Origin of the sequence: Nocardia carnea NBRC 14403 (genome assembly GCF_000308515.1) — a bacterium.
GTDB lineage: Bacteria > Actinomycetota > Actinomycetes > Mycobacteriales > Mycobacteriaceae > Nocardia > Nocardia carnea.
The window spans coordinates 25,858-48,205 of the sequence record NZ_BAFV01000063.1; the positions used below are offsets into that span (position 1 = coordinate 25,858).

20 protein-coding genes are annotated in these 22,348 nt (G+C 66.5%); 6 read left to right on the forward strand and 14 right to left on the reverse strand.

From position 1 onward, the window contains the following. Window positions 1-27: 27 nt before the first annotated feature. Both ON22_RS22670 and ON22_RS22675 read left to right on the forward strand, forming a co-directional pair. Complete coding sequence (locus ON22_RS22670; protein ID WP_033246920.1) at window positions 28-1,068, forward strand: NAD(P)-dependent alcohol dehydrogenase; 1,041 nt, start codon at window positions 28-30, stop codon at window positions 1,066-1,068. A 156-nt stretch (window positions 1,069-1,224) separates the two neighbouring features. After that, entirely contained in the window at window positions 1,225-2,529 is a 1,305-nt protein-coding gene (locus ON22_RS22675) for a TetR/AcrR family transcriptional regulator (protein WP_081595771.1), read from the forward strand. 20 nt (window positions 2,530-2,549) lie between these two features. On the opposite strand, the gene ON22_RS38105 is transcribed toward ON22_RS22675, so the two are convergent. Genes ON22_RS38105 through ON22_RS22730 form a run of 11 tightly spaced genes read right to left on the reverse strand, consistent with a single transcriptional unit; the run spans window position 2,550 to window position 12,636 of the window. Beyond that, on the reverse strand, window positions 2,550-3,551 hold the full coding sequence (locus ON22_RS38105; protein WP_231508753.1) for a hypothetical protein: 1,002 nt from the start codon (window positions 3,549-3,551) through the stop codon (window positions 2,550-2,552). A gap of 12 nt (window positions 3,552-3,563) precedes the next feature. Beyond that, the gene (locus ON22_RS22685; RefSeq protein WP_033246921.1) at window positions 3,564-4,745 is read right to left on the reverse strand and encodes an MCE family protein; all 1,182 of its coding nucleotides are present in this window, start codon (window positions 4,743-4,745) and stop codon (window positions 3,564-3,566) included. After that, complete coding sequence (locus tag ON22_RS22690) at window positions 4,742-5,860, reverse strand: MCE family protein (protein ID WP_033246922.1); 1,119 nt, start codon at window positions 5,858-5,860, stop codon at window positions 4,742-4,744. The genes ON22_RS22685 and ON22_RS22690 overlap by 4 nt, the downstream gene beginning before the upstream one ends. Continuing rightward, window positions 5,857-6,957, reverse strand: coding sequence for an MCE family protein (locus ON22_RS22695; RefSeq protein ID WP_033246923.1), 1,101 nt, complete (start codon window positions 6,955-6,957; stop codon window positions 5,857-5,859). Before ON22_RS22695 ends, ON22_RS22690 begins: the two co-directional genes overlap by 4 nt. Continuing rightward, window positions 6,954-7,964, reverse strand: a complete 1,011-nt coding sequence (locus tag ON22_RS22700) for an MCE family protein (protein ID WP_033247027.1) — start codon at window positions 7,962-7,964, stop codon at window positions 6,954-6,956. The genes ON22_RS22695 and ON22_RS22700 overlap by 4 nt, the downstream gene beginning before the upstream one ends. Next, window positions 7,964-8,986 carry an MCE family protein gene (locus ON22_RS22705; protein ID WP_033246924.1) on the reverse strand — a complete coding sequence of 341 codons (1,023 nt, stop codon included), beginning with the start codon at window positions 8,984-8,986 and terminating at the stop codon, window positions 7,964-7,966. Before ON22_RS22705 ends, ON22_RS22700 begins: the two co-directional genes overlap by 1 nt. Further along, entirely contained in the window at window positions 8,986-10,470 is a 1,485-nt protein-coding gene (locus tag ON22_RS22710) for an MCE family protein (protein ID WP_033247028.1), read from the reverse strand. Before ON22_RS22710 ends, ON22_RS22705 begins: the two co-directional genes overlap by 1 nt. A gap of 7 nt (window positions 10,471-10,477) precedes the next feature. Beyond that, window positions 10,478-11,341: an ABC transporter permease gene (locus ON22_RS22715; RefSeq protein WP_033246925.1), complete on the reverse strand. Its 864-nt coding sequence runs from the start codon at window positions 11,339-11,341 to the stop codon at window positions 10,478-10,480. Between the two features lies 1 nt (window position 11,342). Next, a complete protein-coding gene (locus ON22_RS22720; protein WP_033246926.1) occupies window positions 11,343-12,203 on the reverse strand; it encodes an MlaE family ABC transporter permease in 861 nt (286 codons plus the stop codon). After that, entirely contained in the window at window positions 12,197-12,412 is a 216-nt protein-coding gene (locus ON22_RS22725) for a hypothetical protein (protein ID WP_033246927.1), read from the reverse strand. Before ON22_RS22725 ends, ON22_RS22720 begins: the two co-directional genes overlap by 7 nt. Then, window positions 12,412-12,636, reverse strand: coding sequence for a hypothetical protein (locus ON22_RS22730; protein ID WP_033246928.1), 225 nt, complete (start codon window positions 12,634-12,636; stop codon window positions 12,412-12,414). Before ON22_RS22730 ends, ON22_RS22725 begins: the two co-directional genes overlap by 1 nt. Window positions 12,637-12,911: 275 nt before the next feature. Here ON22_RS22730 and ON22_RS22735 point away from each other — a divergent pair, with 275 nt between their 5' ends. The 4 genes from ON22_RS22735 (at window position 12,912) to ON22_RS22750 (ending at window position 17,163) form a co-directional block, all read left to right on the forward strand. Next, a complete protein-coding gene (locus tag ON22_RS22735; protein ID WP_051157962.1) occupies window positions 12,912-13,844 on the forward strand; it encodes an oxygenase MpaB family protein in 933 nt (310 codons plus the stop codon). A 204-nt stretch (window positions 13,845-14,048) separates the two neighbouring features. After that, a complete protein-coding gene (locus tag ON22_RS22740; RefSeq protein WP_033246929.1) occupies window positions 14,049-15,371 on the forward strand; it encodes an ABC transporter substrate-binding protein in 1,323 nt (440 codons plus the stop codon). Further along, window positions 15,368-16,321: a carbohydrate ABC transporter permease gene (locus tag ON22_RS22745; protein ID WP_081595772.1), complete on the forward strand. Its 954-nt coding sequence runs from the start codon at window positions 15,368-15,370 to the stop codon at window positions 16,319-16,321. Before ON22_RS22740 ends, ON22_RS22745 begins: the two co-directional genes overlap by 4 nt. Continuing rightward, the gene (locus ON22_RS22750) at window positions 16,321-17,163 is read left to right on the forward strand and encodes a carbohydrate ABC transporter permease (protein ID WP_033247031.1); all 843 of its coding nucleotides are present in this window, start codon (window positions 16,321-16,323) and stop codon (window positions 17,161-17,163) included. The genes ON22_RS22745 and ON22_RS22750 overlap by 1 nt, the downstream gene beginning before the upstream one ends. Window positions 17,164-17,758: 595 nt before the next feature. Here ON22_RS22750 and mftG read toward each other — a convergent pair. The 3 genes from mftG to mftC form a co-directional block, all read right to left on the reverse strand. Further along, window positions 17,759-19,222 carry a mycofactocin dehydrogenase MftG gene (gene mftG / locus ON22_RS22755; protein WP_033246930.1) on the reverse strand — a complete coding sequence of 488 codons (1,464 nt, stop codon included), beginning with the start codon at window positions 19,220-19,222 and terminating at the stop codon, window positions 17,759-17,761. 13 nt (window positions 19,223-19,235) lie between these two features. Next, a complete protein-coding gene (gene mftF, locus ON22_RS22760; protein ID WP_033246931.1) occupies window positions 19,236-20,636 on the reverse strand; it encodes a mycofactocin biosynthesis glycosyltransferase MftF in 1,401 nt (466 codons plus the stop codon). Between the two features lie 195 nt (window positions 20,637-20,831). After that, a complete protein-coding gene (gene mftC / locus ON22_RS22765) occupies window positions 20,832-22,337 on the reverse strand; it encodes a mycofactocin radical SAM maturase (RefSeq protein WP_081595774.1) in 1,506 nt (501 codons plus the stop codon). Window positions 22,338-22,348: the final 11 nt, after the last annotated feature.

The window sequence follows — 22,348 nt, forward strand, 5'->3', positions numbered from 1 at the left end:
GTTCGGCTCAGGAGAGGACAGGCAGCTATGAAGGCTCTGCAGCATGTGGCCGTCGGTGCGGAACCGGAGGTCCGCGACATTCCCACCCCCGAGCCCGGCCCCGGCGAGGTACTGCTCCGGGTGACCGCGGCCGGGGTATGCCATTCCGACGATTTCGTCATGAACAACCCGCCGGAGAACTTCGGTATCGAGCTCCCGCTGACCCTCGGGCACGAGGGGGCCGGGGAGGTCGCGGCGGTCGGCGCGGGAGTCCGGGGGATCGATATCGGAACGAATGCCGTGGTCTATGGGCCGTGGGGTTGCGGTAACTGCCGGTTCTGTGCGCAGGGCCGGGAAAACTACTGTTCCCGCGCGGCCGAGCTGCGCATTCTCCCGCCCGGTCTCGGCGCACCGGGTGCCATCGCCGAGTATCTGATCGTCGATTCGCCCCGCCACCTGGTGCCGATCGGTGATCTCGACCCCGTGGCCACCGTGCCGCTCACCGACGCCGGTCTCACTCCCTACCACGCGATCAAACGTTCGCTGGGCAAACTGCGGCCGGGCTCGTGGACCGTGGTGATCGGCAGCGGTGGCCTCGGCCATGTCGCCATCCAGCTGTTGCGGCATCTGACTTCCACGCGGGTGATCGCCTTGGATGTCAACGACGAGAAGCTGGACTTCGCGCGGTCGGTGGGCGCCCACGAGGCCGTACTGTCGGACGCGAACGCCGCCGGGAATGTCCGTAAGATCACCGGCCCGGCCGGGGCGAGCCTGGTACTCGACTTCGTCGGCTTCCAGCCCACCATCGATACGGCGATGGCGGTGGCGGGCGTGGATTCCGATGTGACCATCGTCGGTCTCGGTGACGGTAAATCGGGCGCGCGGATCGGTTTCGGCGTCAGCCCGTACGAGGCGACCGCCACCGCGCCGTACTGGGGCGCCCGCGCCGAACTGATCGAGCTCATCGATCTGGCGCACGACGGCGTCTTCGATATCGCCGTCGAACGGTTTTCCCTGGACGAAGCGCCGGAGGCCTACCGCCGGCTCGCCGCCGGAACCCTGCGCGGGCGGGCGGTGATCGTGCCGTAACCAGCACCGAGCAGCATCAACCACCGAGTTCGCGACAGGCCACCGCCCGTCGCGAACTCGCCCACCGGCGGTACGCGCGGCCCGAGCAGGGCGGAATACCTCCCTGACCGGGGGTGCGGGACATGGATGCCGGTCGGCCGACGATAGGATTACGGGATGAGCGTCGACAACAGCCGGGCCCGGCCGTCCACGCCCGCGGTGCGCGTGCGCGGCCGCGACGACCTGGCCGGAGACGGCGCCGACGCCCGCAAGAACACGGGGGATCTCCCCGCGCGCCCGGTGCGGCGCCGGCCGAAGAACCGGCGGGCGCAGATCGCCGCCGCGGCGGCCAACGCCTTCGGATCCCTCGGCTACCACGGCGTGAGCATGGAGGATATCGCCGGCGGCCTGGGGATCAGTTCGGCCGCACTGTACCGGCATTATCCGAGCAAGTACGCGCTGTTCCAGGAGGAATCGCTGCGGGTCGGCCGGGCGATGGCCGAATCCGTCCGGTTGCCGGCCGCCGCCGCGGACCTGCCACCGCAGCAGGCGCTGCAACAGGTCCTCGAGGCGTTGAGCGCGGTCACCGTCGCCAATCGGGCCAGTGTCGCGCTGGTGCGCTGGGAGGGTCGCTATCTGGAGCCGGCGGATCGAGAGGTCCGCGCCGAGCAGCAGAAAGCGGTGCTGGATGCCTTGGAGGGCCGGCTCGCCGCGTACTCCCCCGGGCTACGCAACGGCGACCGCAAGGTGCTGGCGATATCGCTGCTGTCGGCTATCACGAGCATTGCCGATCACCATGCGGCACTACCCAACAAACCGCTTGTGGCCCTGCTGGTTTCGATCTGCACCGGCCTTGCCGATGTCACCCTGCCACCACCGGTGGACACCGCGCCCGCACCGCCGGTGGAAATACCGGAATCGTTCAAACACGAACTGCTGCTGCGCAAAGGCGTGGAACTGTTCCACGCCCGCGGCTATCCCAATGTGAGTGTGGAGGATATCGCCACTGCCGCGGGGCTTTCCGCGGCCTCGGCGGTGTACCGCTTCTATCGCGGTAAGAGCGATCTGCTCACTGCCGCGTTCCGGCGCGCAGCCGAACGGGTATCGAGTGCCATCGGCCCGGCTGTGGCATCCGCCGCCGGCCCCCGGGAGGCGCTGGATTCGCTGATCGACCAGTATGTCGCCGGTTCGTTCGCCGAACGGGAACTCACCTTCGTGTACTACACGGAGTTCCAGCACGTCCCCGCCGAGGAACGCGCCGCGCTGCGTAACGTTCAGCGGCTCAGCGTGGACGAATGGGCCCGGCTGGTACGCCAGGTCCGGCCCGATCTGTCCGGTCCGCAGGCGCGGTTCCTGGTACACGCTGCCTTCGCCCTGGTCGTCGACCTCGGACGATCCTTCGGCACCGTCCCCATCGCCTCCCAGGAACGGGTCACGCTGCTCATGCAGACCGTCCTCTACGGCCGCCCCGGCGCAAACTGAGCCGGGCCGGGGCGCCGCGTTCACTGCACCGGTTCGGCCAGCGGTGAGGTCATCTGATCGACCAGCCAGCGGCCGTCGGTTTTCTGCATCCGCATCACCATGGCCAGCTGCCCCGGGGCGGGCTGTCCCTGGGTGCCCAGACTGGTGATGGTCTGCCCGATCACCACCACGACCTCCGCCGAACCGGCGTCCACGGTTTTCACCGCGCACTGGATATCCCCGGCCGTCGAAACGACCTGACCGGCCGCCAGCGCCTCGCGCAGTTCGGTGGTGGTGGTCTCGAATTCCTTCTTCCAGTCGCCGGTGGCGCCGTCGAGGACAGCGGAGAAATACGGTTCCAGATTTTTCGCGTCGTAGTTGGCCAGCACCGGCGCGTACCGGCACGCCGCCTGCCGCACCTCGTCGTATGCGGCCAGCACTTCGGCCTTGTCCCGCTCTTCGACGTACAGATACCCCGCGACCCCCACCGCACCGATCAACAGCAGAACCGCCACGGCCAGCGCCCCGAGCAGTACGCGCGGCCGCGATCCCGAGCCGGCCCGTTCCGGCGCACCACCGGATCCGCTCGTGCGCCGCCCGCCCAGCAGCTTCTTCATCGATACGGTCTTACCGTGCTCCGGAGCCGATCCGGCCGCCGCCGAACCGTTTTCCGGTGCCCGGGCAGTCGATTCCGACGGGCCCACCCCCGCCGTAACGGGGTCGCTCGGCGCCGTATCGCTGTCGGTGGTCTCCGGCACTTCGGCCTCTGTGTTCGCCGTTGCCGTTGCTGATCCTGCCGATTCGCCCGCCGAAGGAGCGGACCGCGCCGGCCCGGTGCCTTCCGAAGTTGCCCGATCGGCCCGGTCGGGCTCTGTGGTCGCTGCCGTTTCGGGCGTCGTGGTCGCCGAACTCACGGAATCCGCACCTGACGCCGTATCGTCCGCAGCCGCGCTCGCCACCGCATCGGCGGCGGGTGTTTCGCCGGTCACCGGTTTCGGCTCGTCGTCCGGCTTTCCGGCGGGTTCGGCGGGCTTATCGGTCATTCTCGTCTTCTCCTAACGACCCGGGATGGGACGGGACAGTTCGTTACCGGTGACTCCCGGCGGCGGGCCTGCGGTGTTGTCGGGAACATTCGGCCGCGGCGCATTGGCCGAACCGCGCACCTGCAGGGCCGGGTCGTTGGTGACGCAGTAGTTGTACAGACGAACCCGGGTATCGGCCACCGGTTCGGTGGGGACCAGTGGAATGGTGTTGTACTCGCAGGTGGGGCGCGGCCAGATATCGACCAGGGTGTGGAACATCCCGTCGTGTACCGGCACATTCAGCGCCGAAGTACCCGCCCGCAGAGCCGGGAACAAGGCCGCGATCGCCGGCCGGCGTAGTTTCGCGGCCCGGGTGATGGCCAGGAAATTGGTGACCAGATCGGTGATCGGGTCCTGGGTTTCGTCGATGAAACCGCCCAGCGTGGCGAGCTGCCCGGGCGCCAGGTCCAAGAGTTGCCGTACTTCCTGGTCGGCGGCGGTCAGTTGCTGGAACAGCGCGCTCGCCGAACCCGTCAGGGTGCCGAGATCGGGTTGCGCGTATTGCGTGGTTTCCGCGATCACCGTCAGGTTCTCGATGAGCTGCCGGGTCTGCGGCAGCAGATTTTCCAGTCCGGCCATCGCCCGGCTGATCCCGGAGATCATATTGCGCAACCGGTCCGGTCCCCCGGCCAGAGCTTTGTCCAGTTCGTCCACGATCACCGTGAGCCGGTCGGGATTGAGACCGCTGATCATGGCACTCATATTCGACAGCAGCGAATGCACCGTCACCGGGATATGGGTGCGGTCGACCTCCACCCGGTCACCGTCGCGCAGGTAGGGGCCGGTATCCGAATCCGGCCGGAAGTCCAGGTACTGCTCACCCACCGCGGACAGCCGTCCGACCACCACCGTGCCGCCGACCGGAATCCGTACCCCCGAATCGATTTCGGCGACCGCTTCGATCCCGGTATCGGAAACCCGGACATCGGCCACCCGGCCCACCCGCGTGCCGCGGAAATTCACATCGTGGTCGGCCAGCAGTCCGCCCGACCCCGCGAGTGCCACGGTCACCCGGTAGGTGCTGTTGGGTAGCAGGTTGATCCGCAGCACTTCCGCGCCGAGGTATCCGCACCCGGCGATCAGCACCACCACGAGCCCGATATTCGCGACCCTGATCCGGTGCCGGACCAGCCAGTTCCACAACGGAATATTCATCGCGGGGCCTCCTGCGGTGCCGGAACAGGCTGCGGCGGGCTGGTCAACCGGCCCTGGATCTTCTGCAATACCTGGGCGAGGCTGCCGATGAAGGCCGGCACATCGGTGCCGTCGGGCAGCCGGCTCTTGGTCGGATCGGTGAGCGCACCGATACTCAGGTAGGAGACTCGCGCCGCAACAGCGAGCGTCGGCCCTTCGAAGGACTGTTCCAGCGAGGGATACAGGGCATGCAACCCGTCCAGTGTCTGCCGCAGGTTATCGCCCATGGCCGTGAATCCACCCATGAGCCGGCGGATACTGTCGAACAGGCTGATGAATTCGGGGTTGGTCGTATCGGTGAAATCGCCCAGCGCCGACATGGTCACCGAGATCTTCTGGATCAGTGCGGTGATATCGCGGTTGTTCTCCGCGACCAAGCCCAGCAGATCGGGGAAAGTGTCCGCAGCCTGTCCCAATTCCTGTTTCCGCGCGGCCAGTTCACCGGTGAGTACGTTCACCCCGTGCAGCACACCGTCGATATCGGCGGTCCGCGCGTTCAGGGCGCCCAGTACCTGGGTCATCTCGGTGATCAGATGCGCCAGTTGCGGGGCGCGCCCGGCGAACATCGAATCCATTTCCGCGGTGATCCGGGCCGCCTGATTCAACCCACCGCCGTTGAGCAGCATCGATACCGACACCATGAGCTCTTCCACCGAGGCACCCGCACCGGTGTGGTCGGTATCGATGACATCGCCTTCACCGAGCAGAGCCGCGTTCGGATCCTCCCGCGGGAGCGTCATGGCGATGAAGACATCACCGAGCGGGGTGGCCTGCCGCAATTCGGCGGTGGTCCCGCGCGGCAGCCGGATGTCCTCGCGGATCAGCAAGTTCACATCCGCCACGAAATCGGTGGTGGAGATATCGGTGACCACCCCGATATCGGTGCCGCCGATCTTCACATGCGCCCGGTCCGGCAGGTTCAGCGCGTCTTCGAAACGGGCCCGCACCGTATATCCAGGACCACCGATCCCCGGTTCGGGCATCGGTATCTCCTGCACCGTCACCGCTCCACACCCCGAAACCACCAGCATCCCCGTCAACATCAGAGCAACGAGCCCACCGCGTATCCACCTCATTGCGTCATCCCCAGCAGCGCGGCGGTGATCCCGAAATCGGGGCCGAAATCCTGGACCCGGCCCGTGCGACACCCGTCGGCGCGCAGTTGGATCCGTTCGCAGAAGGTGGACAGCACCTCGTTGTCCAGCAGCGATTTGTCCAGCAGCGCGTGCACCCGGAAGGCCCGGTGTTCGTGGCTCACACCGTTGGCGAGGTTGTCGAAGAACAGCGGGCCCACATCCACCAGTTCGGTGAGTCCGCGGGCGTTGGCGCGCATCTGGGCGGTGATGGTGACGAACCGCTCCAGCGCACCGGCGAGCTGGTCGCGGTTCTGCCCGACCAGCGTCGAGGTGTTGGTGACGAAATCGTTCAACTGCACGAGTACCGCGTGCAGCCCCGGCGACTGCTCACCCATCAACTGCACCAGTTCGGTGAGGCGGGCGCTGAAATCGCGGACGGTCTGGTCGTTCTGGGCGACGACCTGGGTGATCTCGTTCAGCTTGATGATGGTGTTGGCGATCTGGTCCTTGTTGGCGAAGGTCACCTCGAATGCGGCGGACAGATCGTCGAGCGTTTCGCGTAGCCGGTCGCCGTTCCCCTCGAGCAGCGGGAACAGCACCCGGCTGGCCAGCGGCCCGACCTCGTTATCGCCTTTGAGCGCGGCGCCGAGCTGGTCGAAGTTCTCCAGGATCCGGTCGAGTTCCACCGGCACCCGGGTGCGTTCCAGTGGGATATGTGCACCGTCGGTGAGCGTGGGTCCGTCACCGCTGTAGGCCGGAGCGAGTTCGACGTGCCGGTTGGTGATCAGCTGCGGGGAGATCAGCGCGGCCATCGCATCGGCAGGTACCTCGACATCCTTGTCGAGGGCCATGGTGACCTCGACATAGGTACCGCGCGGGGTCACGGTTTCCACCCGGCCCACCGGAACGCCGAGTACGGCGACCTCGTTACCGGCGTACAGTCCGGCCACGTTCTCGAAATCGGCGCTGACCCGGATATGTTCGCCCAGATATTGTTCCGGTAGCCCGGCGATACTGTCGGGCAGTACCGCACAGCCGGCCGCGCAGAGTCCGGCGATTCCGGCCGCGACCACACGCGCGATCCTCCGCAGCCTCATTTGCCACACCCCTCGACGACCTGCGCGAAGCACAGCCAGTTGTCCGGTAGGAACCAGGGCGCCCACACATCGGCGTAGGGCCCGTTGCCGAGCACATTGTTGAACTGGCGCAGGGTGACCGGCATGATCTCGTACAGCCTGTCCAGGTTGTCCTTGTTCTTCTCCAGGCCCTGCGTCATGGTGTCGAGATTCTGGATCAGCGGGCCGAGCTGGCCGTTGTTCTCCAGCCCCATATCCCGCAGCAGCCCCGACAGCGCGGCGACGTTGTCCAGCAGACGTCGCAGCATGTCCTGGCGTACGGCCACCGCGTTGCCGATCGCCTCACCGCGGGTGAGCAGCATGAGCACACTGTTCTGGTTATCGGCCACCAGCTGCGAGACCTGGTCCATGCTCTTGAGGAGCAGGTCGACCTCGTCACGCCGGGCGTTGATCACCTCGGCCAGCGAGCCGATCGAATCCAGGGCGGTCACGGCGAGTTCCGGTGAATCACCCATCTGCTGGGAGAACACATCCAGGGCTTGCCGCAGTTTGCCGGGGTCGATCCGCTCGATCCGCTCGAACGACGATTTGTAGGCCGGGTCCTGGATCACTTTGGCCAGGTTGTACGGAACGGCCGTATTGGCCAGCGGAATCCGGTTGTCCGGCGATTCCGCACCCGCACCCGGGATCAGTTCGATATGCAGCCGGCCGAGAATGGTGGACATCTCGAGCGCCGCGCGGGCGTCGGTGGCCACCCGGATATCCCGGCTGATCTTCATCTCGACCTCGACCTTGTCGCCGGCCAGCCGCACCGCCCGCACCTCGCCGACCTCGATCCCCGAAACGTCCACCGTGGCACCCGCCCGCATACCCGCGGCCTGCGCGAATTCCGCGACCACGGTCTTGTCGGTGAACCGCATCTGCGAGACCACACTCGATCCGATGAGCAGCAGCGCCACCGCAGCCGCGGCGATCAACCCCTGCCACAGGAAACGGTTCTTCGCGAAAGGTATTCGTAATCTCACCATCAGCGGCACACCTCCGATTGCGAATTGCCGCCGATCTGGGAGAACAGTCCGGGTGGGAACAGCACACCCCACAGCGAGACGTCGAGGTTGCAGATATAGGCGTTGCCGTAGGCGCCGTAACCGGTGAACCGGGCAAGGCCGTTGAGTACGGTCGGCAGTTCGATCGCCGCCTGGTCCAGCGCGGCGCCGTTGAGCAGCAGCAGTTCCACCGCGGTGGTCGCCTCGTCCTGCGCCAGCGCGATATCCGGTTTGACCGTGCTGATCAGGCCGGTCAGCGAATCGGTGGAACGGGCCACCGTATCCACCGAAGCCTTCAGGGTCTCGCCCTCGGCGTACAGCGCGTCCATCAGGCCTCTGGTCTGGGTTATCAGTGTTTCCAGTTCCTGGCTACGGTTGGCCAGCCCGGCAATGACACTGCTCAGATTGGTGATCACCGCGCCCAGGATCTCGTCCCGTTCACCGAAGGTGGTGGCCAGTTCCGCGGCCTGGGTGATGAGCGCGCTCAGCGACACCCCGTCGCCCTGCAGCGCCTGGACCAGCGTGTCGGACAATGAATTGATCTGGTCCGGTTGCAGCACGCTGAACAACGGTTCGAACCCGGACAGCAATGCCGAAACATCGAAGGACGGCTCCGTGCGTTCCACCGGGATATGCGAACCCGGCGCGACCTCCGCACCTTTCTCCTCGCCCGGCAACAACGCGATATACCGCTGCCCGATCAGGTTCTGGTACCGCACGAGCGCCTTGGTGGTGTCGGTGAGCCGCTGCCGTTCCTCGACCCGCAGCACCAGCCGGGCCTTGTAATCCGGTTCGAATTCGATCGCGTCGACCCGGCCCACCCGCACACCGGCCATTCGCACATCGTCGCCGATACGCACGCCCATCACATCGGTGAAGGTGGCCGAATAGGTTTCGGTCTCCCCCGGCACCGAACGCTGCAACGTGGACCAGATGGTGTAGGTCAGCACGATCGCGATCACCGCGAAAATACTGAAACCGGCTATTGTCCGCGCCAGGCGCATCAGGCGGCCCCCTCGGAGTAGACGTCGATCGTGCCACCCGCCAGCACCGGTGTGAGCAGCAGTAATTCGGATGTGGTGGGTTGGCGGCCGAGCAGCGCGGCGACGGCGGCGTGCCCGCGCAACTGGGCGATCGGCTGACCGGCCGGCGCCGCCGCGGGCACCGGCGGTCCCGGTTGTCCCGGCTGCGCCGGTGGTACGGGTTGTCCCGGCGGCCCCGGCGGTCCCGCAGGCACCGGGAACAGTGGCACGGTGATTCCCGGAATCGCGGGCAGACCGGGCAGTGCCGGCAACCCCGGGATCTGCGGTAGCGCGGGCATCTGTACCGGTGCGGGCGGCCCGGGTAGCTGCGGTTTCGGGCCCGCACCCGGCAGCCAGCCGGGCAGTAGGTTCGGCGGGTACTGCTGTACCGGCGCGACCTGCGGCACCGACGGACCACCGCAGCGCGGACCGGCCATCTCCCCGTAGCGGGGGCAGTCTTTCGCCGTGTACTGCTGGAACGGCGTGAACGACACATCCAGGCTCCAGCGCATCTGCCGTTGCGCGCCCCACCCGAACGCACCCGACAGTTTCCCGAGTGCGGCGTTGAGGTTGGCCACCGACGTCGGGATCGCCTCGGGATCCTGTGCCAGCGATCCGAACAGGCCGTCGAGTCCGGGCACCAACTCCTTGGCCGCGTCCGGGTTCCGGGCGAACAGGCTGTTCACCGAGTCCACGGCACCACTGGCGTTGGCGAGCATGGTGATGAGGTTTTCCCGGCGTTCGGTGACGGTGCGCGCGGTGGTCACCGATTCCGACAGCACCCCCACCAGTTCCGGCGCCGATTCGCTCAGTGCGGTGGTCGCGCGGCCGAGGTCGCCCAGTAATTCCCCGACGCCGTCGATATTGCGTACCTCGGTGACCCAGGTGTCCAGCCGTTCGATCGTCGAGCCCGGTGCGCGTGCCCCGGGATCGAGCGCTTCGGAGAAGGTCGCCAGTACCCGGCCCAGCTTTTCGGGTTGCATCTTGTCCAGCACGTCCCGCAGCACGGTGAGTGTGGTCTGCAATTGGACCGTGCCCTCGCTGGTGTCCTCGGCGATCTCGGCGCCGGTGGTCAGGCGGCCCGGTGTGACACCGTTGTCCACGAGTTCGATACCGGTGACCCCGAACAGGTTGTTCGGGACGACCCGCGCGGTGACATTGTCCGGAATGGTCGGTGCGATCCGGGAATCCAGATCGATGGCCACGCGCTGCCGTTTCCCGGCGGCCACCACATCCACGGCGGATACCGCCCCGACGACCATGCCCCGGAATTTCACATCCGCGCGCTCCGGCAGTCCGTCCCCGGTACTGGTGAGCACCGCCCGCACCTGGACGACGTCCTCGAAACGACCCGTGTATCGCAGCCCGAGCAGACCCAGCAGCACCGCCAGAACGGTCAGCATCACCAGGCCCGCCACGGTCATATGCCACGGCCGCGGCCCCCGGCCGCTGTGATCGACGATCATCGACACCTCACCCCGAAATCCGGAAACCGGGGTCGATACCCCAGATCGCCAGTGTCAAGAACAGATTCGCGAACACCATCACGACGATCACCATCTTGATGGCCTGCCCGGCCGCCACCCCGACGCCTTCGGGGCCGCCGGCCGCGAAGAAGCCGTAGTAGCACTGGATGAACGTGGCCAGCAGCACGAACACCACAACCTTGAGCAGCGAGAAGAACAGGTCCGGGCCGAGGAGGAACTGGTAGAAGTAGTGGTCGTAGGTGCCCGCGGAGGTACCGCCCAGCAGCAGCACCGACAGTTTCGTGGCCAGGTACGCCACCGCCAGGCCCACGCTGTAGAGCGGGATGATGGTCAGGGTCGCCGCGATCATCCGGGTGGTCATCAGATACGGCAGCGGGCGGATGGCGATGGATTCCAGCGCGTCGATCTCCTCGGCGATCCGCATGGATCCCAGCTGTGCGGTGAATCGGCAGCCCGCCTGGATCGCGAAGGCGAGGGTGGCAAGAATCGGCGCTAACTCACGGGTGGTCGCGAACCCGGATATCGCGCCCGTGAGCGGACCCATGGTCAACAGGTTGAGCGCGCTGAACGCCTCCATTCCCACGGTGATTCCGCCGAAACCGCACAGAATGATCACCACGCCGACGGTGCCGCCGCCCACGACCAGCGATCCGTTGCCCCACCCGACATCGGCGGTCAGCCGCAGGACTTCCTTGCGATAGTGCTTCAGTACGAACGGGATCGCGATCAGCGCCTGGACGAAGGTGATCCCCTGGTGGCCCAGCCGCCGGTTCGCGTCCACCGGTACCGCCGCCGCGGAGGCCACCATCCGGACCGGTTTGAGCGCCGGCGGCGTATAGGGAGTGCCCACGTCAGATCACCTTCGTCGGGAAGACAGTGTTGTACACCTGCGTGATGATGATGTTGGTGGCGAACAGCATCAGCGCCGACGACACCACCGCCGAGTTCACCGCATTCGCCACCCCACCGGGCCCGCCTTTGGCGTGCAGGCCGATATCGCAGGCGATGATCGCGGTCAGCACCCCGAAGATCGCCGATTTGACCAGCGCCACCGCCATATCGTTGGCGACCGCGAAGGAGGCGAACGAGCCGATGAACGATCCCGGCGTACCCGATTGGGCGTAGACATTGAACATGTAGGCGGTCGCGAATCCGACGAAAACGATGAATCCGCAGAGCAGCATGCTCACCACCACGGCCGCCACCAGCCGTGGCGCCACGAGTCTCCGGACGGGGTTGACCCCCATCACCATCATCGCGTCGATTTCTTCCCGGATGGTGCGCGAGCCGAGGTCGGCGCAGATGGCCGAACCGACCGCGCCCGCGATCATCAGCGAGGTCACCAGCGGGGCGCCCTGGCGGATGATGCCCAGGCCCGCGACTGCGCCGATGAACGTGGTGGCGCCGACCTGGTTGACGAGAGCACCGATCTGGATGGATACCACGACCGCGATCGGCATGGCGACGAAAATGGTGGGCGCGGCCGACACATTGGCCATGAACCCGCACTGTTTCGCGAATTCGGCGAAGGGGAAACGGCGGGCGGCGATGGATTTCAGCGTCTCCACCACGGCTTCCCGGCCCAGCGTGACCTGACGCCCGAGAGTTTCCAGGGAGCGCTGGGGGTGGCGCTGCCAGAGGCCCTTCAGATCGTCGAGGGCTTGTTCGAGGTCGGTGCGCTGCTCGGGTTCGTTCTTTCCGGTCGTCACCATGGCAGTTCCGGTCCGGTCGTATCGAGATCACCGCTGAGGTATTGCTGGAGCAGCACGAACCCGGCGCCCACGACGGCGAGACCGGCGGCGAGGACACAGAGCAGGGCGAGCCACAACCCGAAGCGCAGTACCGGATTCACTTTCGTCCGCCCTCCGAGGATCTTGACGACGATCACCACGATGTCGATGAGCCATACCAGCGCCATCATCAGGTCATCGTCACGTTCGAGAAGGTGAGCACCGGCCAGCACACGATGGAGCCCAGGAACGAAATGACCACGTCCAGACCGTGCATCTCGCGAAGATGCGAGGTGTGGGTGAGCGTCCAGACGATTCCGATGATTCCGTAGGGGATTCCGAGGATGATGAGGGTGCCGAGGAACTCCGACACCTTCATCTCATAGCTGAATATGCGATCCAGCCGTTTGAGCATGCTGGGCTCCTTCCTTGTCCGGCCGCTACGTGCCCTCCCCACCGGGGAACGTCTGAGACGGTCGGGTCGGAGCGGTATGTTACGCACGATTCACGTCACCGCGGAAGGTTTTCGCAAAGATTCCTGGTCGCCGACAAGGGCTTGACACCTGTTCTAGGTATGTTTACCAACAAGATCAAGTAGACATAAGTTAGCGACTGTTCCTTCATGCCAAGTGACTGTTGAAAGAATCTGGAGTAACTTAGACCACACCGGATCTCTGGGGAAGGACACTCATGACCGCCGCAGCACACTCCTGGCAACCCGACAGCCTGCACGGCCGGCAGCCGGGAAATCAGTTGCCGCTGACCACCGAGCAGACCCGGATCCGGATCGGCACCACCCATCGCCCCTTCACCAAACGCCCCTTGCAACTCACCGACGCCCTCGACTTCTGGCAGTTCGCCGGCGCCGCCGCGAACGTGATCATGCAGATGGCCAACCCCGGCGTCGGCTACGGCGTCGCCGAAAGCAAGGTGGAATCGGGTTCGCTGATGAAGCGCCCCTGGAAGCGTGCCCGCACCACCACCCAGTACCTGGCCGTCGCCATCCTCGGCGACGACGAGGAGAAGAAGGCCTTCCGTGAGGCGGTGAACGGGGCCCACCGGCAGGTGCGTTCCGAACCCGGCGCCCCGGTGAAATACAACGCCTTCGACCGCAAGCTGCAACTCTGGGTCGCGGCGTGCCTGTACATCGGTTTCGAGGACACCTACCAGCTGCTCGCCGGAAAGATGAGCCCCGAACAGAACGAGGCCTTCTACCGCTCCTCGTCCTCCTTGGGCACCACCCTGCAGGTCACCGAGGATATGTGGCCGGCCACCCGTGCCGAGTTCGACGAGTATTGGAACCGGGCATGCGAAGAAGCCGTCCTCGACGAGTACGTCCGCGCCTACCTCGACGATCTGCTGAACCTGCGGATGATCCACTGGTACCTGCGCATCCCGTTCCGCAGTCTGCTGCGCTTCCTCACCATCGGCTTCCTCGCCCCCTATTTCCGCGAACAGATGCAGGTCGACTGGACCGCCGCCGACCAGCGACGCTTCGAAAACCTCTTCCTCTTCGTAGGTTTCGTCAACCGCTTCATCCCCCGCTTCCTCCGCCACGGCGGCAGCCACGCCCTCATGGCCGATGTCCGCCGCCGCATCCAGAAACAGAAGAAGCTCATCTGACCTGCCGCTGGGCCGCCACCCCGGACAGACTGTGCGCAAGACTCGCCGAGGTGAGGTCCGGGTGAGTCGTTCGGGTCGATTCACCGTCCGGCATTGGACAATCTGCTGGTACCGGCCCCGTAGCGAACCCGCACCGGTACAAGATCCACAGTTCCCGATCCGGACGATTCTGCGCGACCGGGCGCAGGAACGAGGTGACGCGGCGTGCAGGAGCATGGACCGGCTGTCGGCCGGCGCGAGTTCTTGCGTATCGCCGGCGGCATCGGCACCGCACTGGCGGTTCCGCCGCTGAGCGGATGCGGCGGCGAGGACGACGCGCTGACATTCTTCTTCCAGGCCAACCCGGACGAGGCCGACGGCCGGCAGCGGGTGATCGACGAGTTCGCCCGCCGGTACCCCGAGATCCGGGTGCGGACCTTACTGTCCGGACCCGATCCCATGCAGCAGATGCTCACCTTCTGCGCCGGCGGAAAGTGCCCGGACGTGCTGATGGCCTGGGAACAGACCTATGCCGGGCTCGCCGACCGTGGTGTCCTGCTGGACCTGAACACCATGCTCGCGCGCGATCCGGTATTCGCCGCCGAACTGGAAGACGACAGTGTCACGGCGCTGTACGACACCTTCCGATTCAAAGGCGGGCAGTACGCACTGCCGGAGCAATGGTCGGGGAACTTCCTGTTCTACAACCGGAAACTGTTCGACGACGCCGGACTCCGCGCGCCCGCGCGCTGGGACGATGCCTGGAATTTCGCCGAATTCCTGGATATCTGCCGGGCGCTCACCGAACGTGAGCGGTCGGGCCGGGTCGGGCAGTGGGGTTTCGCCGATACCTGGGTGCCCTACTATTCGGCCGGTTTGTTCGCCATCAATAACGGCGCCGAATGGGCCAGCCCGCAAACCGTACCGGACCGCACGGCCTTCGCCGACGAGGCCTTCCTCGAGGGCATTCAGTTCTACGCCGACCTGGCCACCAGGCACGAAGTGGCGCCCACCCCGGCCGATCAACAGTCGATTTCGACCATGGACCTGTTCACCCAGGGCAAGGCGGCGCTCGCCCTGGGCGGGCACTGGCGCTACCAGACCTTTTCGTCCGCCGAGGAGCTCGATTTCGATATCACCGCGCTACCGGTGGGTCCGAACGGTCACGGGGCGAGGTCGAATATCGGCACCACGGGCTTGGCCATATCCGCCGACAGCCCGCGAAAAGAACAGGCCTGGGAGTTCGTGAAGTTCGCGACCGGAACGGCCGGGCAGGCCGTTGTGGCCGAGTCCGGGCTGTTCGTACCGGCCGGGAAATCCGCGGTGCGGTCGCGCGGGTTCGCCGAAGCCCATCGGGATATCGAGAACCTGGACATTCTCGTCGAGGGACCGGCGCGCTCCGCACCGCTTCCGGTCACCGCGGCGTGGGCGCGGATCGATGCTCTGATGGATCGCTATCTGGGTCCCGTGCTCCGCGGTACCAGGCCCGCTGTATCGCTGAAGAACCGACTCGCTCCCGAAGCCGATGAGGTACTGCGCAACCAATGACCGCTACCGAGAAGGCCGTCCGCGCGAAACCACCCACGCCCGAACCTGCCCCGGCGCGGCCACCCTCGGAGCTGGCCGTTCGCCGCGCTCGGGCGGCGCGCTTGTTCATCGCCCCCAATCTGCTGGCTGTGCTGGTATTCCTGCTGTTTCCCCTGGGATTCTCGCTCTATCTGAGCTTTCAGGAATGGGATCTGTTCGGCCCGATCCGGTTCACGGGGCTCGCGAACTTCCGCCGGCTGCTCACCGCCGACCCGCTGTTCGCCATCGCCCTGCGTAATACCATCGTCTTCACCCTCGGCACCCTGCTACCGACCGTGGCGATAAGCCTCGTCGTCGCCGCGGCGCTGAACCGGCGGATCAAGGGGATCACCTTCTTCCGGGCCGTCATGTTCCTGCCGCTGGCGGTGTCGAGTGTGGTGATGGCGGTGATCTGGCGTTTCGTCTTCGATACCAACAACGGGTTGCTCAATACGATGCTCGGCTGGGCCGGAATCGGGCCGGTGCCCTGGCTGGTGGACCCGTGGTGGGCGATGGTCTCGGTCTGCCTGGTCACCACGTGGAAGAGCGTGCCGTTCGCGACGGTTGTCCTGCTCGCCGCGATGCAGGGAGTGCCGGACGATCTCTACGAGGCGGCGAGAATCGACGGCGCGGGCGCGGTCCGGCGGTTCGTATCCATCACCGTTCCCATGATCCGGGGTGCGCTGTCGTTCGTCCTGGTGGTCTCGATCATCAACGCGGTCCAGGCCTTCGACCAGATCTATGTACTCACGGGCGGCCACGGCGGCCCCGAGACCGGCACCTACGTCTTCGGCATCATGATCTTCCAGAACGCGTTCGCGTTCGGTGACGCCGGCTATGCCTCCGCCATCGCGTGGCTGATCTTCGTGGTACTGCTGGCCCTGACCGGCGCGCACGTATGGTTCTCGCGCAAGAACGCCACGGACGCGTGATGCCGGTCCGGTGGCGGCCGACCCGCGCTTTCGGCCGGGCGGCGGCGCTCTACCTGGCCCTCATTGCGATGGCCTGGTGCGCGCTGCTGCCGATCCTGTGGGCACTGTCGGGTTCGCTGAAGAAACAGTCCGAGGTCACCACCCCGGCATTGTTTCCCCGGGATCCGCAGTGGTCCAACTACGGAGCGGTTTTCGAGCTGATGCCGTTCGGCCGCATGTTTTTCAACACCGTCGTCTACGCGGGATGTGTCACCGCCGGACAGGTCTTCTTCTGTTCGCTGGCCGGGTACGCCTTCGCCCGGCTGCATTTCCGCGGCCGGGAGGTTCTGTTCGTGGCCTATCTCGCGACGCTCATGGTCCCGCTCACGGTGACCGTCGTTCCGCAGTTCCTGCTCATCCGCACCCTGGGCTGGGCGGATACGCCCTGGGCGCTGATCGTGCCGGGCCTGTTCGGCAATGCCTTCGGCACCTATCTGATGCGGCAGTTCTTCCGGACACTGCCCGCCGAACTCGAAGAAGCCGCGGTACTCGACGGCTGTTCACCGTGGCAGATCTACTGGCGGGTGCTGCTGCCCAATGCGAAACCGGCGGTCATGGTGCTGGCGGTACTCACCTGGGTGAACGTCTGGAACGATTTCCTGTGGCCGCTGGTGATGATCCAGCGCGAGGACATCTCCACTGTCACCCTCGGATTGGTATGGATGCAGGGTCAGTACGTGTCGAACTGGCCGGTGCTGATGGCCGCGTCGATACTCATCCTGTTTCCGCTGCTGCTGGTCTACTCGATCGCGCAGAAGGCGTTCGTCCGCGGTGTCACCCTGTCCGGCCTCGGCGGTCGATAGACCGGATCGTCGCAGGACAAAGGGGTCGCGGGAAGTTCGCTGGGATCTTCCGCACCGGCGCCGTACCTTCCCCGGTGTTCGGCGCCGGGTGCGGATTCCCGGGGGCCGGATCGCGTTGCCGCGGCAGGCCTCCCGAGGGACCAGAGTACTTGCTCGGCGGGAGATAACCGGGGAGATCGGGCCGGGGTGTCGAAAATGGAGACGCAATATTGCGCGGCGCCACTTGGTATTTCGCCGCGCCCACCCGGTGAGCTGTATCCCCGACCGATACAGCTCACCTACCAGACCGGTTGTCCCGGCGCAGGCTGTCGGGGTGCGGCGAAAGCCGGTGGCCGCACCCGCGGGCGGGCGGTCCGTGGCCGGGATTCGTGGCCGCGGCGGAACAGGCTATCCGGGCGGTGAGGCACCCGACCGGCGTACCGCACCGGAGGAAAGTACCGTAGCCGAACGGGTCGCGCCACCCGGCGGAGCTGCATCGTTGCCCGTTGCCTACGGTCCGGCCGTTCGACCGTTAGCGCGACAGTAGCCGGTATGTGTACCGAATACCGCGCAGTTCGTTCGAGACAACCAGTGCGCCAGTGCTTCCCGGGTGGACTCAGCGCAGGTGCGCTGTGGCGCGTTCGGCGAGCAGAACCACCGTCGCATGCGGCCCTCGGCTGAGGGATACCGGCACCACCGAGAGATCGACCACGGACAAGCCCTCCACACCGTGCACCCGGCAGCGCTCGTCGACCACCGCCCGGGGATCATCGTGTCGGCCCATCCGGCAGGTTCCCGCCAGATGCTGCGAGGTTCCGAGGCGTTCGTACAGCCAGTGATCGGAGATCGCGCCCTCGTCCGTCCCACCGGACCAGTGCGCCGACATCACGTCCAGGATTTTGCCGGCCAATCCCACGGCAGCCCGCAGGCGCGAGCGATCGGCGGCCGTCGTGAGATAACCCTGTTCGATCAGCGGTGGTGTGAACGGGTCGGCGCCGGTCAACCGGAGCCGGCCCGAGCTGGTCGGCCGCATCAGGGTGACGCCCATCCGATGCACCCCGGGAGCGAAGGCGACCGTATAGGGACGGATCTCGATATCGTCGAAGGCCAGCACATATTCCAGCGGGACCACACCACCCGCGGGAGCCGGATGCCGGTACTCGATACCGATCTCGGGGTGGTCGACCGTCCATTGGCCGACCGGCGCCGCGACCACCACCGGAATCCCCAGCTCGGCGAGCTGATCGGCGGGCCCGATACCGGAACGCAGGAGCAGCGCGGCGGATTCGATCGCGCCGGCGCACAACACCACCCGATCCGCATGGATCGTCTCGGGTTTCCCCTCGACCAGGCACTCCGCCCCCACGACCCGGTTCCCCTCGAACCGCAGGCGGATCGCCAGGGTGTCGCCGCGCATGATCAGGTTCGGACGCGACAGCGCGGGCAGGAGATAGGAATGCGCGGGGCCGATGCGCCGATGCCGGCCCGAAGAATCCGGCGGGCCGATCGTGCACGGCACCGGACCGACGCCCGTATCCGGCCCGCCGGGCATCGAATTCCAGTCGGGTACCTCGCCGAAACCGAGGTCCAGGCAGGTGGCGGCGAATTCCTGGGCCAGCCGGCTGGGCCGGGTGATCCGGCGGACCGGCACCGGCCCCGTCCGGCTGTGCCCGGCGTGATCGCCGTAGTCCTCGTCGTTCTCGAGCGACCGGAAGAACGGCAGCACTTCCTCGAAATCCCAGGCCGGCGTGCCCGCCTCCCGGCTCCAGGCCGCGAAATCGCGCGCCGCGGCCCGGATGAAATAGCAGCCGTTCACCGCGCCCGAACCGCCGATCCCCCGACCGCGCACGGTATGGCCCGGTAGTTCCGGCGTGAACGCCACGGGATACCGCCACAACCACGGCGCGTCGGCACTCACCGGCAGCGCGGCACTGTCGAGGAGCTCGGGCGGGAAATCCGCCGCCGACCGGCGCGAGCTACCGGCTTCCACGAGCCGCACGGTATGCCCCGGATCCTCGCTGAGCCGCGCGGCCAGCACCGAACCGGCACTTCCGCCACCGATGATCAGCGTGTCCACCATGGTGCCCGGCCCCCTACCGGGGTGGGGCGGTGGGTCTCAGAGCGGCCGGGCTGCCCGCCCGCCACGCACCCAGCCATAGCCCGGTGCCGTACCCGATATCGTCGATCCGCCGGAATGCGATATAACGCAGCGGGTCCAGACCGCCCGGCTCACGGTGGGTGTACCAGTCGACTGCGCCCTCGGCGAGTGCCAGGGTCAGCGCGGTCTGGCGGATCCGGCGGGAGAACAGCATCGCCGCAAGGGTTATCGGCCAATAGTGACGGAACATCGCCGAGGACAGCCGCCACAACCCGGCGAAGAAACCGCGGGCCACATAGATCGCCGCGACCCCCGTCGGGTTGTCCACACCCGCGAACGCGATCCGCAACCGGCGCAGCGGCACCAGCAGCGTGAATACCGCGGCCAGGACTCCCCAGCGGTTCCGGGTCGCGAGGAATATCGCCGACAGCGCGGTCCACTTGGGTATCTGCAGCGGCGAAACCTTCCCGGCGTGCCGGCGGCTCAGTGGCGCGGCGCCGGTGCCGTAGAACAGTTTGCGGCGAAACCATTCGCGGAACGAGACCCGATGGTCGTGTGCCACATGCGCGGCCGGTTCGTAGCGCAGCCGCCAGCCCGCGCGTTCCAGCCGCCAGCACAGGTCGACATCCTCGGCCACCTGCATACTTTCGTCGAAACCGCCCTCGGCTTCGAGAACCGTACGCCGGACGAGCAGCGCCGCACTGGGGACATAGGACACGACACCGCCGGACTGCACCGCCGATTCCCGCCGGCCCAGGTCCAGCGACGAGCGGGTGTGTTCGTAGCGGGCCAGCGTGGTGGATTCCGGGTCCAGTGCGACGATCCGCGGGGCGACCAGCGCCACCTGCGGATCACTGAAATGCCCCAGCATCACCTCGAGCCAGCCACTACGCGGCACCACATCGGAATCCAGGAAGGCCACGAATTGGGTGGAGGCGGCACGCAGGCCGGTATTGCGGGCGGCGGCCGGACCGCGCCGCTGTTCGTGGCGCAGCACCTTCACCTGGCACCGGCGGCCGTGTTCGTCGGGCACCTGAACCGGTTCGTCGGAACCGTCGTCGACCACGATGACCGTGCGGCCGGTCAAGGTCCCCAGGAGCCGCTGCAGACCGTCGGGGTTGTTGTGCAGCGGAACGATGACGGTGACGTCCTCCGGCTTCGGCAGCAGCCGCGGCCGGGGGTTGGCGACACCGGAATCCAGTAGCCGTCTGGCAACCACCGCCGATTGCGGGCCGTTCACTTCCAGGTAGCCGTCGCCGATCATTTCCGCGGCCTCGGGAGCGAGGCGCAGCAAACGAGCGGGTGAGCCACCGATAAGGATGCGTCCCCCCGAGTATGCGCGTACCCGTGGGTCGATCCGCACCCCGAATCCGTCGGGCAGGCGATCATGGCGCATTCCACGGATGGTAACTGCCGATTCGTTACGAGACATCAGCAGTCCGGGAAAAAGTGTTTCGTTCGGGAGAAATTTGCCGAACAGCGGTGGACACAGTCATGAGATAGGTCACCGGAACGATAGCGCGGACATAAGGAACCGCCCTGGGCAACGATCCGGCTACCGTTGCCCAGGGCGGGTGTCATCCAATAATTCTCACACGAGCGGGCTCTCGTCACAGGCCCGAGCCGGACGTTTCGCCGGAGGCAGCAACGTCAGCGGAACGGGTCCACCCGAACGCTGCCGGCGCGGGGTGCTCTTGCGCGAATGGTCGACCGCCGGACGCGGGATGATCCGCCCGGTGTCGGCCAGCGCCGCTTCCCCGTAACCCTGAACGCATTCCGGGTCCGGTCCGTCGGCGGGCAGTCCGGTGAAGAACTTCGCCGCCATACAGCCGCCGCGGCAGGAGTCGTAGTGCGCGCATTTGGTGCACGCACCCCCACCGCTGGGTTCCCGCAGCTCGTTGAACAGCTCCGAGTCCCGCCACACCGTGGCGAAACCACCGTCGGTGACGACGTTTCCGGCATGGAACCGTTCGTGGATCGCGAACGGGCAGGCGTAGACGTCGCCGAGCGGATCCACCAGGCACACCACCCGGCCGGCCCCGCACATGTTCAGGCCCGGCAGGGCCTCACCGTATGCGGAGAGGTGGAAGAACGAATCGCCGGTGAGCACACCTTCGCCGTTGCGGACCAGCCAGTCGTAGAGAGTCCGCTGCTGTTCCGGCAGCGGATGCAGTTCGTCCCAGACGTCCGCACCGCGACCCGACGGCCGGAGCCGGGTGAGCCGCAGGGTGGCGCCGTAACGATCGGCGATCTCCTTGAACAGGTCGAGCTGGTCGATATTGTGCCGCGTGGCGACCACGGACAGTTTCGCGTCCTTGAATCCGGCGTTCGCCAGGTTCTCGAGCGCCCGGATCGCCGTATCGTAGGACCCCGGCCCGCGGACCGCGTCGTTCACCTCGGCATCGGCACCGTCCAGCGAGATCTGGACGTCCACATAGTCGCTCGCGGCCAGCCGCTGCGCGACCTCCGGGGTGATACGCACACCGTTCGTGGAGAACTTCACGCCCACATCGTGGGAGGTCGCGTAGTCCACCAGTTCCCAGAAATCCGGGCGCACGGTCGGCTCACCGCCACCGATGTTCACGTAGAACACCTGCATCCGCTGGAACTCGTCGATCAGTGCCTTGCACTGCTCGGTGCTGAGTTCGTTCGGATCCCGCCGGCCCGAGGAGGACAGGCAGTGCACGCACGAAAGGTTGCATGCGTAGGTGAGTTCCCAGGTGAGACAGATCGGTGCTGCCAGCCCGGATTCGAACCGATCCACCAGCCGGACCGCCGGATCGGCGGGACCGACACCGGCGAACGGCGCGGTCTCGGCGAGCGCGGCCGTTTCCGGTGCTTGCTGGATCATGTCCGATTCGGCCAGATTCGCCAGTGCCTGCACATACGGATCGGCGGCGGAATCCCCGATACCGGCGGCGCGGATGGCCGCGCGGGCCGAGGTGTGCCCGGGCAGGGAGCGCACGATCTCGACGATCCGCGGATTCTTCAGGAAGGACAGTTTGCGGGTCCCGAAGTGGTACAGCAGCGCACCGAAGGGTTCCGGCCGCAACGCCACGCGGGGATGTAACTGCCAGCGGGTTTCCAGATCGAGCATCTCCGGCCCGA

Bases quoted from the DNA above. Each gene is read 5' to 3' on its own strand.
- ON22_RS22700 (WP_033247027.1), bottom strand. From the start codon at position 7,964: ATGGTGAGATTACGAATACCTTTCGCGAAGAACCGTTTCCTGTGGCAG.
- ON22_RS22685 (WP_033246921.1), bottom strand. From the start codon at position 4,745: ATGAATATTCCGTTGTGGAACTGGCTGGTCCGGCACCGGATCAGGGTC.
- ON22_RS22690 (WP_033246922.1), bottom strand. From the start codon at position 5,860: ATGAGGTGGATACGCGGTGGGCTCGTTGCTCTGATGTTGACGGGGATG.
- mftF (WP_033246931.1), bottom strand. From the start codon at position 20,636: ATGCGCCATGATCGCCTGCCCGACGGATTCGGGGTGCGGATCGACCCA.
- ON22_RS22725 (WP_033246927.1), bottom strand. From the start codon at position 12,412: ATGATGGCGCTGGTATGGCTCATCGACATCGTGGTGATCGTCGTCAAG.
- ON22_RS22670 (WP_033246920.1), top strand. From the start codon at position 28: ATGAAGGCTCTGCAGCATGTGGCCGTCGGTGCGGAACCGGAGGTCCGC.
- ON22_RS22750 (WP_033247031.1), top strand. From the start codon at position 16,321: ATGCCGGTCCGGTGGCGGCCGACCCGCGCTTTCGGCCGGGCGGCGGCG.
- ON22_RS22720 (WP_033246926.1), bottom strand. From the start codon at position 12,203: ATGGTGACGACCGGAAAGAACGAACCCGAGCAGCGCACCGACCTCGAA.
- ON22_RS22735 (WP_051157962.1), top strand. From the start codon at position 12,912: ATGACCGCCGCAGCACACTCCTGGCAACCCGACAGCCTGCACGGCCGG.
- ON22_RS22695 (WP_033246923.1), bottom strand. From the start codon at position 6,957: ATGAGGCTGCGGAGGATCGCGCGTGTGGTCGCGGCCGGAATCGCCGGA.
- ON22_RS22745 (WP_081595772.1), top strand. From the start codon at position 15,368: ATGACCGCTACCGAGAAGGCCGTCCGCGCGAAACCACCCACGCCCGAA.
- ON22_RS22675 (WP_081595771.1), top strand. From the start codon at position 1,225: ATGAGCGTCGACAACAGCCGGGCCCGGCCGTCCACGCCCGCGGTGCGC.
- ON22_RS22710 (WP_033247028.1), bottom strand. From the start codon at position 10,470: ATGATCGTCGATCACAGCGGCCGGGGGCCGCGGCCGTGGCATATGACC.
- ON22_RS22705 (WP_033246924.1), bottom strand. From the start codon at position 8,986: ATGCGCCTGGCGCGGACAATAGCCGGTTTCAGTATTTTCGCGGTGATC.
- ON22_RS38105 (WP_231508753.1), bottom strand. From the start codon at position 3,551: ATGACCGATAAGCCCGCCGAACCCGCCGGAAAGCCGGACGACGAGCCG.
- ON22_RS22730 (WP_033246928.1), bottom strand. From the start codon at position 12,636: ATGCTCAAACGGCTGGATCGCATATTCAGCTATGAGATGAAGGTGTCG.
- mftC (WP_081595774.1), bottom strand. From the start codon at position 22,337: ATGCTCGATCTGGAAACCCGCTGGCAGTTACATCCCCGCGTGGCGTTG.
- mftG (WP_033246930.1), bottom strand. From the start codon at position 19,222: ATGGTGGACACGCTGATCATCGGTGGCGGAAGTGCCGGTTCGGTGCTG.